Genomic DNA, 14,323 nt, shown 5'->3' with positions numbered 1-14,323 from the left:
CCCGCCAGGCCTGCCGGCTTCGTCCAGCCTAAGGCACCCGAACCCATGTCAAATCGAGCCTCGGTGGGGTGGCTGCGGGTCCGATGTGGGTGGGTTGGGTTGGGTTGGGTGGTGGGGGTGTGGGGTTAGGTGGTGAGGGTTTGTTCGAGGTCGGTGAGGACTTCTTCGGCGGCGAGGACGCCTAGGCCGAGGAACCAGGTTTCGTCGCTCACGGGTTTGGCGTGGCCCGTTTTGACGGCGTTCAGGGTTTGCCAGAGGGGGCCGGCCAGGACCTGTTGTTGGGCGGTCTTGGATTGGTCGCCGTAGGTGCCGATCAGGATCCAGTCGGCGTCCGCCTGGGCGATTTGCTCGGTGCTGACCTCGACGGCGAGGTCGTCCACCTGGCTGGCTTGCGGTTGCGGCAGGTTGGCGTCGATGAGGATGGTGCCGATGAACGACTTCTTGGCGTAGAGGCGGATCTTGCCCGGCATGAAGCGGAGCATGGTGATGGTCGGGCGCTTGCCCGTCTTGGCTTCGACGGTCTCGCCCACCTGCTTGGCGTGGGCTTCGTAGTCGGCCAGGAGTTCCTCGGCTTCCTCGGTCCGGTCCAGGGCGGCGGCGTTGAGGCGGAAGTTCTCCTTCCACGTGTAGCCCGGACGGGCGGCGAAGACGGTGGGGGCGATTTCCGAAAGCTTCGGGTACTGCTGTTCGGCGCGCAGTTGGGAGCCGAGGATCAGGTCGGGCTGGAGCTTGGCGATGGTCTCCAGGTTGAGGCTGGTGATGCCGCCGACGTTCTCCGGGTTGCCCGCCTTGTCGCCGATGTAGCTCGGCATCGTGGGCGCGCCGTCGGGGTAGGCCACGCCCACCGGCTTGACGCCCAGGGCGACCACGTTGTCGAGTTCGCCGCCGTCGAGGACGACCACGCGCTCCGGGCGCTTCTCGATCACCGTCTCGCCCATGGCGTGCTTGATCGTGCGGGGGAACTGGCCGGGTCGGGCGTCGGTGCCGAAGCCCGCGCTCTTCTCGCCCGCCTTGCCGAACTCCGAACCGCCCTGGGCCACCGCCGGTTTGTCGGTGGGTGTGTCGGCCTGGCCGCACGCGGCGAGGGTGAGTGCGGCGAGGAGCAACGCCGCGATCCTGGTGTTCGACACTCCGGTGTTCCTCCGACTACTTTAGGTCACTGACCTGCTGTTCTTAGGGTGCCCTCACCGTAGCTCCCGCTTTCCGGGCCGCCGCCGGTGGAGTAGGAATGGGGTGATCAGCGTCGATCGGGAGGCATCGTGAAGAAGATCATCAACGACCCGGCGACCGTGGTGGTCGACGCGCTGCGCGGGATGGCCCTCGTGCACGGCGACCTGCTGGACGTGCAGTACGACCCGGCGGTGGTGGTGCGGGCGGACGCGCCGGTGCCCCGGAAGGTGGCGGTGATCTCGGGTGGCGGGTCGGGGCACGAGCCGCTGCACGGCGGGTTCGTCGGGCGGGGCATGTTGGACGCCGCCTGTCCCGGGGCGGTGTTCACGTCGCCGACACCCGATCAGGTGGCTGCCGCGGTCAGCCGCACCGATGGTGGCGCGGGCGCGTTGTTGATCGTGAAGAACTACACCGGCGACGTGCTGAACTTCGAGACCGCCGCGGAACTGGCGGCGGCGGACGGCGTGGACGTGCGCACGGTGGTCATCGACGACGACGTGGCGGTCAAGGACTCGCTCTACACGGCCGGTCGGCGCGGTGTGGGCGGGACCGTGCTGCTGGAGAAGATCGTCGGGGCGGCCGCGGAGCGCGGGGTCGACCTCGACGGGTGCGAGGCGTTGGCCCGCCGGGTCGTGGCACGGGTGCGCTCGATGGGCTTGGCGTTGACGGCCTGCACGGTGCCGCACGCGGGAGAGCCGTCGTTCACGTTGGGCGACGACGAGGTGGAGCTGGGCATCGGCATCCACGGCGAGCCCGGACGGCGGCGGGTGCCCGTGTCGTCGGCCGACGAGATGGTGCGGTCGCTGCTGGACCCGGTCCTGGAGGACCTGCCGTTCGCCGAGGGCGACCGGGTGCTGCTGTTCACGAACTCGATGGGCGGGACGCCGCTGGTCGAGTTGTACTTGGCGCACGGCATCGCGGAGCGGCTCCTGGCGGAACGGGGGATCGTCGTGGCACGAAGGTTGGTCGGCCCGTACATCACGAGCCTGGAGATGCAGGGCATGAGCCTGACGTTGTTGAAGGTGGACGACGAGATGCTGGAGTTGTGGGACGCGCCCGTGCACACGCCGGCACTGCGGTGGGGCGTCTGATGGCGTGCACGGCGGAGTCCGTGGCGGACGCGGTGCGGGCGGTGGCGGAGGTCGTCTCCGGGCACCGCGAGGAGCTGATCCGGCTCGACCGGGAGATCGGCGACGGCGACCACGGCGAGAACCTGGCCCGCGGCTTCACGGCCGTGGTGTCCAAGTTGGACACCGACGTCCCGGCGTCGCCCGGCGGGGTGCTGCGGCTGGTGGCGACGACGTTGATCTCCACGGTGGGCGGCGCGGCCGGTCCCCTGTACGGGACGGCGTTCCTGCGTGCCGCGACCTCGGTGGGCGATGCGGCGGTGGTGGACGGCACGGTGGCGGCGGAGGCGTTGCGGGCCGCGCTGGAGGGCGTCGTGGCGCGGGGCAAGGCCGTGGTGGGCGACAAGACGATGGTGGACGCCCTGACGCCCGCGGTGGCGGCGGCGGAATCGGTCGCGGCCACCGGCGGCGGGGTGGCGGAGGTGTTGGAGGCGGCGGCGGACGCGGCCGGGATGGGCGCGGACTCGACCGTGCCGATGGTGGCGCGGAAGGGGCGTGCGTCGTACCTGGGCGAGCGGAGCGCCGGGCACCTGGACCCCGGCGCGCGGTCGACGGCGTTGGTGCTGCGGACGTTGGCGGGGCGGGCGCGGTGATCGGCCTCGTCGTGGTGTCGCACAGCCGGCGGTTGGCGGAGGGCGTGGCCGAGTTGGCCGGGCAGATGGCCCCGTCGGTGGCGATCGTGCCCACGGGTGGGGACGGCTCGGGCGGGCTGGGCACCGATTACATGGCCGTCGGCGAGGCGATCGCGCGGGCCGATTCCGGCGCGGGCGTGGTCGTGCTGTTCGACCTGGGCAGCGCGAAGATGGTGGCCGACATGGCCGCCGAGGAGGCCGAGGGGTCGGTGCTGGTCGTGGACGCGCCGCTGGTCGAGGGCGCGGTGGCGGCGGCGGTCCGCGCGCAGGGCGGCGCGGGGTTGGCGGAGGTCGGCGCGGCGGCGTCCGACGCGGGCGCGGTGTGGGCCGGACCTCCGCCGGCGGCGGGGGTGGAGGAGTCCGGGTCGGTGCGGGGCGAGGTGGTGTTGACGAACTCCGTCGGGTTGCACGCGCGGCCGGCGGCGTTGGTCGCGCGGGCGTTGGACCCGTTGGACGCCTCGGTGGTCGTGCGGTTCGGGGAGCAGTCCGCGGACGGCAAGAGCGTGCTGGCGCTGATGGGCCTGGGCGCGCCGGGCGGGGCCCGGGTGGAGGTCGTGGCAACGGGCGCGGACGCGGCGGAAGCCGTGCGGAGGGTGGAGGAACTGGCGGCGCGCCGGTTCGACGAGTGACCTCGCTGGACCGATTACTTGCTCGATACCGATGGTGAAGCTCACGTGAGCGATGCGTGACGACCGTGGGATAGTCGCGGCAAGTTACCGTTCGGTAGCCACTCCGTCGAGTGGGAGGTACCCAGTGTCGCGCCAGTTCAACACGGTCGGAGTCGTCGGTCTCGGCACGATGGGCGCCGGTATCGCCGAAGTCCTCGCCCGGACCGGCATCACCGTGGTGGCGGTGGACGTGGACGAGGCGGGTCTCGCCCGCGGGCGCGGCCACCTGGACCACTCGACGGACCGCGCGGTGGCGGGCGGCAAGCTCTCGGCGGAGGAGCGGGACGCCACGCTGGGCCGCATCTCGTACGCCACGTCGCTGGACGCGTTGGCCGACGTGGACCTCGTCATCGAGGCGGTGCCCGAGCGGATGGACCTGAAGGCCGCCGTGTTCGCCGAGCTGGACCGGATCTGCCGCCCGGACGCGGTGTTCGCGTCCAACACGTCGTCGTTGTCGATCACCGAGATCGGTGTCCACACGGGACGGCCGGGCAAGGTCGTCGGCCTGCACTTCTTCAACCCCGCGCCGGTGCTGAAGCTGGTGGAGGTGATCCGCACCGTCGTCACCGAGCCGGACGTGGTGACCGACGTGGTGGCGTTCGCCGAGGGGGTGGGCAAGTCGCCGGTCGTGATCGGGGACCGGGCCGGGTTCATCGCCAACGCGCTGCTGTTCGGCTACCTCAACCACGCGGTGCGGATGTACGAGTCCCGTTACGCGACGAGGGAGGACCTCGACGCCGCCATGCGCCACGGCTGCGGCTACCCGATGGGTCCGCTGGCGCTGCTCGACCTGATCGGGCTGGACACCGCGTACGAGATCCTGGACACGATGTACCACCAGTCGCGCAATCGTTTGCACGCGCCCGCGCCGCTGCTCAAGCAGATGATCACGGCGGGGTTGCTGGGCCGCAAGAGCGGGCGCGGCTTCTACACCTACGACGGTCCGGACTCCCCGGTCGTGGTGCCGGACGTGCTCACGCCGGTCGCGTCCGGGGAGGCGGCGCCGGCGCGGGAGGTCCAGCGGGTCGGCGTGATCGGCACGGGGACCATGGCCACCGGCATCGCCGAGGTGTTCGCCAAGCGCGGGTACGACGTGGTGCTGCGGGCGCGGTCGGAGGAGAAGGCCGCCGCGGCGGTGGGCAAGGTGCGCAAGTCGTTGGAGAAGGCGGTCGCGCGGGGCCGGTTGTCGGCCGAGGACCGGGACACGGCGCTGGCCCGCCTCGTGCCGGTCGTGGAGTTCTCGGACCTGGCCGACTGCGACCTCGTGGTGGAGGCGGTCGCCGAGGACCTGGCGGTCAAGAAGGCCGTGTTCGAGGCGTTGGACGAGGTGTGCAAGCCCGGCGCGGTGCTGGCGACGACGACGTCCTCGCTGCCGGTCATCGAGTGCGCCGCGGCGACCGCGCGGCCCGGTGACGTCGTCGGCCTGCACTTCTTCAACCCGGCGCAGGTGATGAAGCTGGTCGAGGTGGTGGAGACGATCTCGACGGCGGCGGACGTCGTGGCCACCGCCCGGCGGGTGTGCCTGGACCTGGGCAAGGTGCCGGTGCACTGCGGCGACCGGGCGGGGTTCATCGTGAACGCCCTGCTGTTCCCGTACCTCAACGACGCGGTGAAGATGTTGGAGGCGCACTACGCGACGGCCGACGACATCGACAACGCGATGAAGGTCGGCTGCTCGTTGCCGATGGGGCCGTTCGAGCTGCTGGACGTGGTGGGGCTGGACGTGTCGCTGGCCATCGAGCGGACGCTGTACCTGGAGTTCCGCGAGGCGGGTTTCGCCCCCGCGCCGTTGCTGGAGCACCTCGTGAAGGCCGGGCGGTTGGGGCGCAAGACCGGCAAGGGGTTCCGCGACTACGCGGCCTGAGCGCCTGCCCGGGTGCCGGTTGGGTGAGGGCCGGGGCGCGGGCTCGGGGCACGGGCTGGGTGCGTGAGGGTGTCGGCCGGATGCGGGCCGGGGTGCGCAGGAGTGCGGGCCGGGGTGCGGCGGGGGCGTGGCGCGGCGGCGTGTGCGGTGCGGCTTCCGGGTGTGCGCGGTGTGGGTCGGCGTGGACCTGGGGGGCGTGAAGTGCGGGCTGATGACGTGGCGGGATTCGGCGTTTGGCATCGTGGTCACCATGCGGCGTGTGGTGATCTCGCTCCTGGTGGCGGCGTTCGGTCTGACGAGCGCCTGCGCGTACACGGTCAACGGCACCCCGGTGGCAGAGCAGGTGCTCGACGTCGACCCGCCGTTCACGTCGGCCAGGCCCACGCCGACGGGGTCCGCCGAACCGTCCGACGAGCCGACCGGGGACGTCGGCGACATCTGCTCGTTGATCGGGTGGAAGGACCTGCCCTACGACGTGCCGGACAAGAACGCGAAGCCCACGGAGACGGGGTACGACAAGACGTTCGACCAGTCGTGCAAGTGGCAGACCTCGGTCGGGTCGCTGGACGTGGGCGTGACGCTGCGGTTCCGCGAGGGGCGGGCGATCACGTTGGAGCAGAGCAACGGCGAGTTCGACCTGGGCGGTCGGAAGGTGACCTACTTCGACCGGACCACGGACACGTCCGTGCAGCCGTCGTGCGTGCTGGTGATGGACTACGCCGGTGGCGGGATCGGGATCATCGTGATCGACGGGTCGGCGCGGTTCGGCGCGATCTGCGACCAGGGCAAGAAGGTGGCCCAGCTGCTGCTGGACAAGGAACCGGCTTCCTGATCGGCCGTCTTCGTGATCGGCCGGGCCGGCTGATCGGCGCGGCTCTCGATGGGCCCGGCTTCTCGATCGGCTCGGGTTGCGTGATCGGCCTCGGGTTGCGTGATCGGCGCGGCGTGATCGGCTCGGTTGCCTGATCGGTTCGGTTGCGCGATCGGTCCGGGTGGTTGATCGGCGGGGTTCGGTGCCGTCGTTCTCGACTGGCCGGTCGCTCGCGTGCGGCGGGTCCGGGACGACCGCGGTGGTGCGCGGCGGTCCCGGACCCGTGCCGTGGTGCGTGGTGTCGGGTCAGGCGCAGCAGCCGCCACCGCAGCAGCCGCCACCCCCACCGCCGGCGGGTGCGGCGGCCTTGCCGCCGAGACCGGCCATGGAGAGCAGCTTGACGGTGTCGTCGTGGCCGTTCGGGCAAGTGGCGGGCGCGGAGGCGTCGTCCATCGACCGCTTCACGTCGAAGGTCGAGCCGCACGCCTTGCAACGGAATTCGTAGGTGGGCACGTCCGTCATTGTCCCCGGCGCGGGGGTGCGAGCACCAGCGCGGGCACCCCTACGGCTGACACGGTGGCGAGCAGCGTCAACAGCGGCAGGCTGTGCACCCAGCCCAGGACGGCGGCGGCGAGGTGGGTGGCGGCGAACGTGGCGACCCACGTCCGCGACCGGGGGCGCAGCCACACCGGGGCCAGCGCGGACAGGGCGGTGACCAGCAGCAACATCGTGGAGCCGAGCAGCACGCCCTGGCGCAGCCCGCGCGGCTGCCCGACCGGCATGTCCGCGCCGTCGAGCACCGGGCGGGCCGTGTCGCCGCGGGCGACGCCTGTCGGCGACGGTTCGACCAGCAGCCCTCGCAGGGCGGGCACCAGCGTCACGGCGACTTCGATCAGCAGGAGTGCGGTCAGGGCGACACGTTGCCACTTGCTCACCCAGTGGACCGTAGGCGATCACCCAGCGCGAACCCGGATACCCTCATTGCTCGTGCCCCGTCGTAACCGCCCGCAACGCCCGGACGAGCCGTCACCCATCGGTGGCCACGGCTGGGCCAGGGCCGAGAGCGGCCCGGACGGCGACTGGCTGGTGCGCAACGTTTCGGGCACCGCGACCACCAAGACCTACCGCTGCCCCGGCTGCGACCACGAGATCCGTCCCGGCACGCCGCACGTGGTCGCGTGGCCGGCGGCCGACTACGGCTCGGTGGAGGACCGCCGTCACTGGCACCAGGGCTGCTGGGCGTCGCGGACGCGGAGGGGTCCGACCTCGCGTCGTTGGTGACGCTGCGTGCACGATCCGGTGGCCCGCGAGCCCGTCCGAGCGCTGGGGCGCGGCGGGGTGCGCCGGCCGCGGGGTGGCACGATGGTTCGGTGGGTGTCGAAGTTCCGATCAAGGCCAACACCGTGCTCCCGGCACGCCGGGAAGCGGTGGTGTTGCGGACCCGGGACGGGCTGTCGCTCGTCGGGGAGTTGGCCTTGCCCGTCGACCGGGAGCCCCGGGCCACAGTGGTGCTGCTGCACCCCTTGCCGACGCACGGCGGGATGATGGACTCCCACCTCTACCGCAAGGCGGCGTGGCGCTTGCCCGCGTTGGCGGACCTCGCGGTGCTGCGGTTCAACACGCGGGGCACGGCCAGCGCGGCCGGGTGCAGTGAGGGCGCGTTCGACCACGCCGTGGGCGAGCGGTTCGACGTGGCCGCTGCCCTGGCGTTCGCGGTGGAGCGGGGCCTGCCCTCGGTGTGGCTCGTGGGTTGGTCGTTCGGCACCGACCTGGCGCTGATGCACGGGTGCGACCCGGTGGTCGAGGGCGCCGTGCTGATCTCACCTCCTCTGCGGTGGAGCAGGGCCGAGCACTTGCGGACGTGGGCTCGTGCGGGCAAACCGGTGGTGTGCCTGGTGCCGGAGTTCGACACCTACCTGCCCCCGGCCGAGGCCAGGCGGCGGTTCGGCGCGGACCTCCCGGCCGCGGACGTCATCGACTTCCCCGGCGCCAAGCACCTCATGGTCGGGCACACCGAAGAGGTGCTGGACGCGATCGTGTCCGCGGCCGTGCCCGAGGTGCCCACGCCGTTGCCGCGCACCTGGTCCGGCCCCCACGAGCAGCATCAGGTGGCCATCGCGGCCCCCTGACGCCGCCGGACCGGCACCGGCCCCCCGGTGGCGCGGCTGTCGCCCACGTGCGCGGGAGCCGGCTCGCTCGCGGAGGTCTGCTCCTCCGCGGGCTCCGGATTTCCCGCGACGCGCAGGGAGGGCGCGGTGCCGCCATCGGCGCCGATCCTGACCGGTCCGACCCGCGCACCCGGTCGGCGCGTGCCGCCCCCCGGACCCCGGTGTCGGGCATCGGGCCGGTGTGGTCGTGGGCGGACCTCCACCCGCCGAGCCGACGCCACGGAGCACGACCCGCCGTCGGGGTGCGGGATCGAGCGGGGTGCCGCGGTTGCCGGGTGTGCGCCGACCTCGCCCGGGTTCGGAGTGGAGCGGGGTGCCGTCGGTGCGACGGTTGCCGCCCGCACGGCGAACCCGCCGGGGTTCCCGGGGGAGCGGGTCGTCGCCGCGTGTGCGCCGACCCCGGCCAGGTTCGGGGAGGCACGGGTTGTCGCCGGCGTGGCGGTTGCCGGCTGCACGCCGACCCCGCCGCGGCCCGGGGTTGGGCGGCTCGTCGGTGCGACGGTCGCCCGGCGTGCGCCGACCCCGCCGGTGCGCCCGGGTGGGAGGCGGTCGGTCGGGGTTGGCGTGGAGGTCATGGGACGAAGCTAACGAGGGGGTCCGACAATTCCGGGCATGGAATCTGTTCCGCTCGTCCTGCTGCACGCGTTCCCGTTCGACTCACGCATGTGGGACGGGGTCCGTGACCTGCTGAAACCGATCACGCCCGACCAGCGCGGCGGTGATCGTTCACCCGATCTGGTGGCGATTGCGGACGACGTGCTGCGGTTGCTCGACGCGCGGGGAATCGAGCGGGCGGTGGTCGGCGGGTGCTCCATGGGCGGGTACGTGGCGATGGCGCTGTTGCGGCGCGAGCCGTCCCGGGTGGCCGGGTTGGTGTTGGCCGACACGCGTGCCGGCGCGGACGCCGAGGAGGGCCGGGCGAACCGGATGGCGATGGCGGCGCGCGTCGAGGCGGAAGGGCTCGACTGGGTGCCGGACACGGTGGTGGGCGGGTTGCTCGGGCCGGCGGCGGACGAGGCCGTGGTCGGTCGGGTGCGGGAGCTGATCCTCGACCAGGACCCGGCGGAGGTGGTGTGGGCGCAGCGGGCGATGGCGGCGCGGCCCGAGTCGACCGACGTGTTGGCGCGGGTGGACGTGCCGGCGCTCGTGCTGGTCGGGGAGCACGACGCGCTCACGCCGCCCGCGCTCGCCCGGGAGATGGCCGGGGTGTTGCGGCACGGCGAGTACGTCGAGCTGCCCGGTGTCGGTCACCTGACGCCCCTGGAAGCGCCGGACGCCTTCGCCGCCGCCGTGCTCGACTGGCGACGGCGCGTCGGGGTCTGACCCGCCGCGGCGCGGTTCAGCGCTTGGCCGACTGCGCCTTCGGGTTCGGGCGGGCGATCTTCTGGGTCGGGCCGTCCGGGGCCGGCTTCGGCGCGTCCGCGGGGGACTGGTCGGTCGAGGCGGGAGCGGGCTCCGGCTTGGCCGACGACTTCGCCGCGGTGGCGCCGGCGGCCGGAGCGGCAGGCGGCGCGGCGGCCGGCGTCGAGCCCGACCCGGGTGCCGACGCGGTCGGCGCGGGGGCCGACCCGGATGCCGGTGCGGAACCCGAGGCGGCGGGGGCCGGTGCGCCCGGGGCCGGTGCGGAGGTCGCCCCGGCAGCGGGCGCTTGAGGGGTGGCCGGCTGCGGGGGCTTGGGGCGCTCCTCGTCCAGCGGGTCCAGCAGCGGCGTCACGTCGTGCAGGGCCGAGCTGACCGCGTGCAGCTGCTGCGACAGGCGGTTGCGGAGCTGGCGGAGGGCGTCCACCTTCTGCGTCGCCTGCGTGACGCGCCGGTTCGCCTCCTCCGTCGCCTCGCGCACCCGGCGGTTCGCCTCGTCGGTCGCCTCCTGCACGCGTGCCGTGGCCTCGCTGATCGAGTCGTGCCGACGCCGGTTGGCCTCCTCGGTCGCCTCCCGCACCAGCCGCTGCGCCTCGGCGTTCGCCGCGGCCTGCTCCTGGGCGAGCTGCGCCCGCACCCGGGCCGCCTCCTCGGCCGCCTCGCGCAGCCGGCGCTCCGCCTCGGCCTTCGACGACGCCTCCTGCTCGGCCAGCGTCTTCATCGATTCGACCCGCCGGGCCGCCATCGCGATCTCGAAGTCCTCCTCGACCGTGGTCCGGCGCTGGAGCGACTCCTCGTCCAACCGGGTCGCCTCGGCCCGCGCCTCGCCCACGATCCGCTCGGCCTCGGCCCGCGCCGTCTCCAGCACGCCCCGGTGCTCGGCCTCCATGTCGGCGCGCCGCTGGTCCAGCTCGGCGATCAGCTTCTCGTACCGGGTGCGCAGCACCCCGGCGTCGGCCTCGGCCTTGGCGCGGATGTGCCCGCCCTCGGCCTCGGCCCGCGCCTTGATCTCGTTCGCCTCGTCCTGCGCGAGCCGCAGCATCCGCTGCAACCGCTCGCTCAGGCCCTCCAACGTGGTGGGCGGCAGCGAGAGCCGCTCCACCTGGCCGCGCAGCTCCGCGATCTCCGACCGGGCCGCCTCGAGCTGGCGGGCCAGGTCGTTGGTCTGCGAGACCGCCGCGTCCCGGTCGGCGGCGAGCAGGCGCAGGTCGGAGTCGAGGCGTTCCAGGTGGTCCTCGACCTGGGCGCGGTCGTACCCGCGCTTGACGATGTCGAAGCCGGATCCCAGGGGGACGAGGTCACGGTCGTCGGCGAGGCCCATGGCGTAGACGCTACCCGCTCCCGATGCGCGGCGGTCACCCGAGCGCCGCACATCGGGAGTGATTCCGCTTTACACGCCCCGGAATCGGTTGATCGCGTCCAGGTGCCGGGACCGCAGCTCGTGGTCGCGCACGCCGAGGCCCTCCTCCGGCGCGAGCGCCAGCACGCCGACCTTGCCCTGGTGGGCGTTGCGGTGCACGTCGTGCGCGGCCTGCCCGGTGTCCTCCAACGAGTACACCTTGGACAGTGTCGGGTGGATCTTCCCCTTCGCGATCAACCGGTTGGCCTCCCACGCCTCCCGGTAGTTCGCGAAGTGCGAGCCGACGATCCGCTTGAGGTGCATCCACAGGTACCGGTTGTCGTACTGGTGCAGGTACCCGCTGGTGGACGCGCAGGTCACGATCGTGCCGCCCTTGCGGGCGACGTAGACCGACGCGCCGAACGTCTCCCGGCCCGGGTGCTCGAACACGATGTCCGGGTCGTCGCCGCCGGTCAGCTCGCGGATCTTCGCGCCGAGCCGCTTCCACTCGCGCACGTCCTGCTCGTGCTCGTCCTTCCAGAACCGGTAGCCCTCGGCGGTGCGGTCGATGATCAGCTCCGCGCCCATCCGGCGGCAGATCTCCGCCTTCTCCGGCGAGGACACGACGCACACCGGCGTCGCGCCGCCGTTGAGCGCGAACTGGGTCGCGTAGGAGCCGAGGCCGCCGGACGCGCCCCAGATCAGCACGGTGTCGCCCTGCTTCATGTTCGCGCCGTTGGCCGACACGAGCTGCCGGTAGGCGGTGGAGTTCACCAGACCGGGTGATGCCGCCTCCTCCCACGTCAGGTGGTTCGGCATGGGCATCAACTGGTTGGCCTTCACCAGCGCGATCTCGGCGAGGCCGCCGTAGTTGGTCTCGAAGCCCCAGATGCGCTGCTCGGGGTCGAGCATGGTGTCGGCGTGCCCGTCCGGGTGCTCCAGCTGCACGTCGAGGCAGTGCGCGACGACCCGGTCGCCGGGCTTCCACGCGTTCACGCCCGGCCCGGTGCGCAGCACCACGCCCGCCAGGTCCGACCCGACCACGTGGAACGGCTGGTCGTGCCGCCCGCCGTACTTCTTCAGGAACGCGAACGTGGGCAGCGGCTCGAAGATCGAGGTCCACACCGTGTTGTAGTTGATCGCGCTGGCCATCACGGCGACCAGCGCCTCGCCGGGGCCCAGCTCCGGTGTGGCGATCTCGTCGACGTGCAGCGACTTGCGCGGGTCCTTGTCCCTGGTGGCCAGACCCTCGAACATCCTGACCTCGTCGGCGTGCACGGTGACGCCCCGGTAGCTCTCCGGTACGTCCAGCGATCCGATCGCGTCCAGTTCGTCCGCGAGGATCGCGTCGAGGATCTTCTGCACGGCGTTCCCTCCCAAGGGGCTCCGGGATGGTGGGTGGCGGGCTCTAGAGGTCCACGCGAGTGGCCGGAGGTTACCCATCGGTAACCGATTCAGATGCGGCGCTGTGAGCCACCGCACTGGCCTTTCGCCCGATCGGCCCGCGGTTCCTTGACCGGGTGGCCAATCAAGCGGACCATCGGAGGTGTCCGATCGACGGGACGGAGGTGCGAGTCATGACAAAGGCGTGGACCAGGTGGCAGGACTGGGCCGAGGTCGTCATCGGCGCTCTCGTGCTGCTCTCGCCCCTGGTGGTGGAGACGACCACCGGGGCCATGTGGACGATGATCGTGCTCGGCGCACTGATCGCCATCGACGGCCTCGCGTCGCTCGCGATGCCCGGGATGGTGTTCGGCGAGTGGTTCCAGATGCTGCTGGGCGTGCTGCTGTTCATCTCGCCGTGGGTGATCGGCTACAGCGACCTGACGGGCGCGTCGTGGGTCTCCTGGATCGGCGGCGTGCTGACCGTCGCGGCGGGGGCCATGGCGCTGCCGCTGGCGAACGCGGCGCACGGCGGCCGGGTCGCCGGCACGGCCTGAGCCCGCAGGGGCGGCACGGTCGGGATCGGCACGCCCGGATCCGCCCGGCTGGATCCGCACGGCCGGGAACGGCACGGCCTGAGAGGGCGCGCCCCGCGAGGGCGCGGGCAACCAGGGCCCACGGCACCCGCCGTGGGCCCGCACCGAGGAAGGGCACAGCGTTGGCAGAGGACTCGTCGGCCCGGGAACGGATCCTGCGAGCGGCCGAGGAGTTGTTCGCCGAGTCGGGGTTCGACGCGACGCCGACCTCCCGCATCGCCGAACGGGCCGGCGTGCCGAAAGGGCTCGTGCACTACTACTTCCGCCGCAAGTCCGACCTGCTCGCCGCGCTCGTGCAGCGCCTGCCGGACGGCACCGTCGACGCGCGGCGGGTCGTCGTGGTGGGCGACATCGCGGAGAGCCTGCGCCGGCTCGTGGCCGCGCTCGACGCCCGGCTCGACGCGTCACCGCTGCTCAGCCACCTGCTGTGGCGCGAGGCGGACACGCACAAGGCGGTCCGCGACGCGCTGCACGAGCGGTACCGGTCGGTGGTGCGGCAGATCCGCAACGTGATCGTCGCCGCGGGCGGGGCGGCGGTGGCCGCGAAGGACGTGGACAGCGCCTCCGCGCTGCTCGGGCTCGCGGTCAGCTACCGGCACTCGGTCGCCCGGCACGCGCCGGACGACGACCGGATGGACCTGGAGCTGTCGTTCGTGGCCGCCGCCCTCGAACGGCCCTAGTGCCCGGCCGCGGGCTCGACCAGCTCCACCAGCACGCCGCCCGCGTCCTTGGGGTGCACGAAGTTGACCCGGCTGTCGGAGGTGCCGCGCTTGGCCTGCTCGTACAGCAGCCGCAAGCCCTTGGCCCGCAGCACGTCGGCCGCCGCGTCCACATCGGACACGCGGTAGGCGAGCTGCTGGAGCCCCGGCCCGGACCGGCCGATGAACTTCGCGATCGTGGACTCCGGCGTCAACGGGGCGAGGAGCTGCACGGCGGCGCCCGCGCCGTCGTCGCCCGGGGCGCGCAGCATGGCCTCCCGCACGCCCTGCTCCTCGTTGACCTCCTGGTGCACGACCTCCAGGCCGAAGTGCTCGCGGTGGAACGCGATCGCGGCGTCGAGGTCGGGCACGGCGATGCCGACGTGGTCGATGGCGGTGACGAGCCCGCGGAGTTCTTCCATGCCCCGGAAGGCTACTGGCCGAATCGGTGCAGGCCCCGCTGTGCGACGCCTCACACGGCTACCCGGCGGTAACCCTGGGTATCGTG

Annotated in this window: 16 protein-coding genes; 10 read left to right on the top strand and 6 right to left on the bottom strand. The window is 72.6% G+C overall.

The annotated features are described in order from the left end of the window. Positions 1–125: 125 nt before the first annotated feature. Positions 126–1,106 carry an ABC transporter substrate-binding protein gene (locus tag ACWEFJ_RS18755; protein ID WP_378094313.1) on the bottom strand — a complete coding sequence of 327 codons (981 nt, stop codon included), beginning with the start codon at positions 1,104–1,106 and terminating at the stop codon, positions 126–128. Positions 1,107–1,259: 153 nt separating this feature from the next. Between ACWEFJ_RS18755 and dhaK the strand changes: the two genes are divergently transcribed. The 5 genes from dhaK (at position 1,260) to ACWEFJ_RS18730 (ending at position 6,293) form a co-directional block, all read left to right on the top strand. Further along, the gene (gene dhaK, locus ACWEFJ_RS18750; protein ID WP_449714473.1) at positions 1,260–2,261 is read left to right on the top strand and encodes a dihydroxyacetone kinase subunit DhaK; all 1,002 of its coding nucleotides are present in this window, start codon (positions 1,260–1,262) and stop codon (positions 2,259–2,261) included. Then, positions 2,261–2,890 (top strand): dihydroxyacetone kinase subunit DhaL, encoded by a 630-nt coding sequence (gene dhaL / locus ACWEFJ_RS18745; protein WP_449714472.1) that lies wholly within the window; start codon positions 2,261–2,263, stop codon positions 2,888–2,890. The genes dhaK and dhaL overlap by 1 nt, the downstream gene beginning before the upstream one ends. Then, on the top strand, positions 2,887–3,558 hold the full coding sequence (gene dhaM, locus ACWEFJ_RS18740; RefSeq protein ID WP_449714471.1) for a dihydroxyacetone kinase phosphoryl donor subunit DhaM: 672 nt from the start codon (positions 2,887–2,889) through the stop codon (positions 3,556–3,558). Before dhaL ends, dhaM begins: the two co-directional genes overlap by 4 nt. Positions 3,559–3,682: 124 nt before the next feature. Next, complete coding sequence (locus ACWEFJ_RS18735; RefSeq protein ID WP_449714470.1) at positions 3,683–5,461, top strand: 3-hydroxyacyl-CoA dehydrogenase family protein; 1,779 nt, start codon at positions 3,683–3,685, stop codon at positions 5,459–5,461. Positions 5,462–5,711: 250 nt separating this feature from the next. Next, positions 5,712–6,293 (top strand): DUF3558 family protein, encoded by a 582-nt coding sequence (locus ACWEFJ_RS18730; RefSeq protein WP_378094323.1) that lies wholly within the window; start codon positions 5,712–5,714, stop codon positions 6,291–6,293. 285 nt (positions 6,294–6,578) lie between these two features. Here the strand turns inward: ACWEFJ_RS18730 and ACWEFJ_RS18725 are convergent, their stop codons facing one another. Next, positions 6,579–6,785 carry an FmdB family zinc ribbon protein gene (locus ACWEFJ_RS18725; protein ID WP_378094325.1) on the bottom strand — a complete coding sequence of 69 codons (207 nt, stop codon included), beginning with the start codon at positions 6,783–6,785 and terminating at the stop codon, positions 6,579–6,581. Positions 6,786–6,790: 5 nt separating this feature from the next. Further along, on the bottom strand, positions 6,791–7,207 hold the full coding sequence (locus ACWEFJ_RS18720) for a hypothetical protein (protein WP_449714469.1): 417 nt from the start codon (positions 7,205–7,207) through the stop codon (positions 6,791–6,793). 52 nt (positions 7,208–7,259) lie between these two features. Between ACWEFJ_RS18720 and ACWEFJ_RS18715 the strand changes: the two genes are divergently transcribed. From ACWEFJ_RS18715 to ACWEFJ_RS18705, 3 genes are all read left to right on the top strand, one after another. Next, complete coding sequence (locus ACWEFJ_RS18715; RefSeq protein WP_378094329.1) at positions 7,260–7,553, top strand: hypothetical protein; 294 nt, start codon at positions 7,260–7,262, stop codon at positions 7,551–7,553. Between the two features lie 89 nt (positions 7,554–7,642). Continuing rightward, positions 7,643–8,401 (top strand): alpha/beta hydrolase, encoded by a 759-nt coding sequence (locus ACWEFJ_RS18710; protein WP_449714468.1) that lies wholly within the window; start codon positions 7,643–7,645, stop codon positions 8,399–8,401. 651 nt (positions 8,402–9,052) lie between these two features. Further along, entirely contained in the window at positions 9,053–9,763 is a 711-nt protein-coding gene (locus tag ACWEFJ_RS18705) for an alpha/beta fold hydrolase (RefSeq protein WP_378094333.1), read from the top strand. A gap of 16 nt (positions 9,764–9,779) precedes the next feature. Here ACWEFJ_RS18705 and ACWEFJ_RS18700 read toward each other — a convergent pair whose 3' ends face one another. Then, a complete protein-coding gene (locus ACWEFJ_RS18700) occupies positions 9,780–11,120 on the bottom strand; it encodes a chromosome segregation protein (protein ID WP_449714467.1) in 1,341 nt (446 codons plus the stop codon). Positions 11,121–11,189: 69 nt separating this feature from the next. After that, positions 11,190–12,503, bottom strand: coding sequence for a crotonyl-CoA carboxylase/reductase (ccrA, locus tag ACWEFJ_RS18695; RefSeq protein ID WP_449714466.1), 1,314 nt, complete (start codon positions 12,501–12,503; stop codon positions 11,190–11,192). 212 nt (positions 12,504–12,715) lie between these two features. On the opposite strand from ccrA, the gene ACWEFJ_RS18690 reads away from it, so the two are divergent. Together ACWEFJ_RS18690 and ACWEFJ_RS18685 are read left to right on the top strand one after the other, a co-directional pair. Continuing rightward, positions 12,716–13,078 carry an SPW repeat protein gene (locus ACWEFJ_RS18690; RefSeq protein ID WP_378094339.1) on the top strand — a complete coding sequence of 121 codons (363 nt, stop codon included), beginning with the start codon at positions 12,716–12,718 and terminating at the stop codon, positions 13,076–13,078. A gap of 161 nt (positions 13,079–13,239) precedes the next feature. Then, positions 13,240–13,797 carry a TetR/AcrR family transcriptional regulator gene (locus tag ACWEFJ_RS18685; RefSeq protein WP_378094341.1) on the top strand — a complete coding sequence of 186 codons (558 nt, stop codon included), beginning with the start codon at positions 13,240–13,242 and terminating at the stop codon, positions 13,795–13,797. Here ACWEFJ_RS18685 and mce read toward each other — a convergent pair. Next, complete coding sequence (mce, locus tag ACWEFJ_RS18680; protein WP_449714465.1) at positions 13,794–14,237, bottom strand: methylmalonyl-CoA epimerase; 444 nt, start codon at positions 14,235–14,237, stop codon at positions 13,794–13,796. The two genes, ACWEFJ_RS18685 and mce, sit on opposite strands and share 4 nt — an antisense overlap. Positions 14,238–14,323 lie beyond the last annotated feature (86 nt).

Source organism: Actinosynnema sp. NPDC004786 (assembly GCF_053601135.1).
This window is presented reverse-complemented; position numbering and strand designations above follow the sequence as displayed.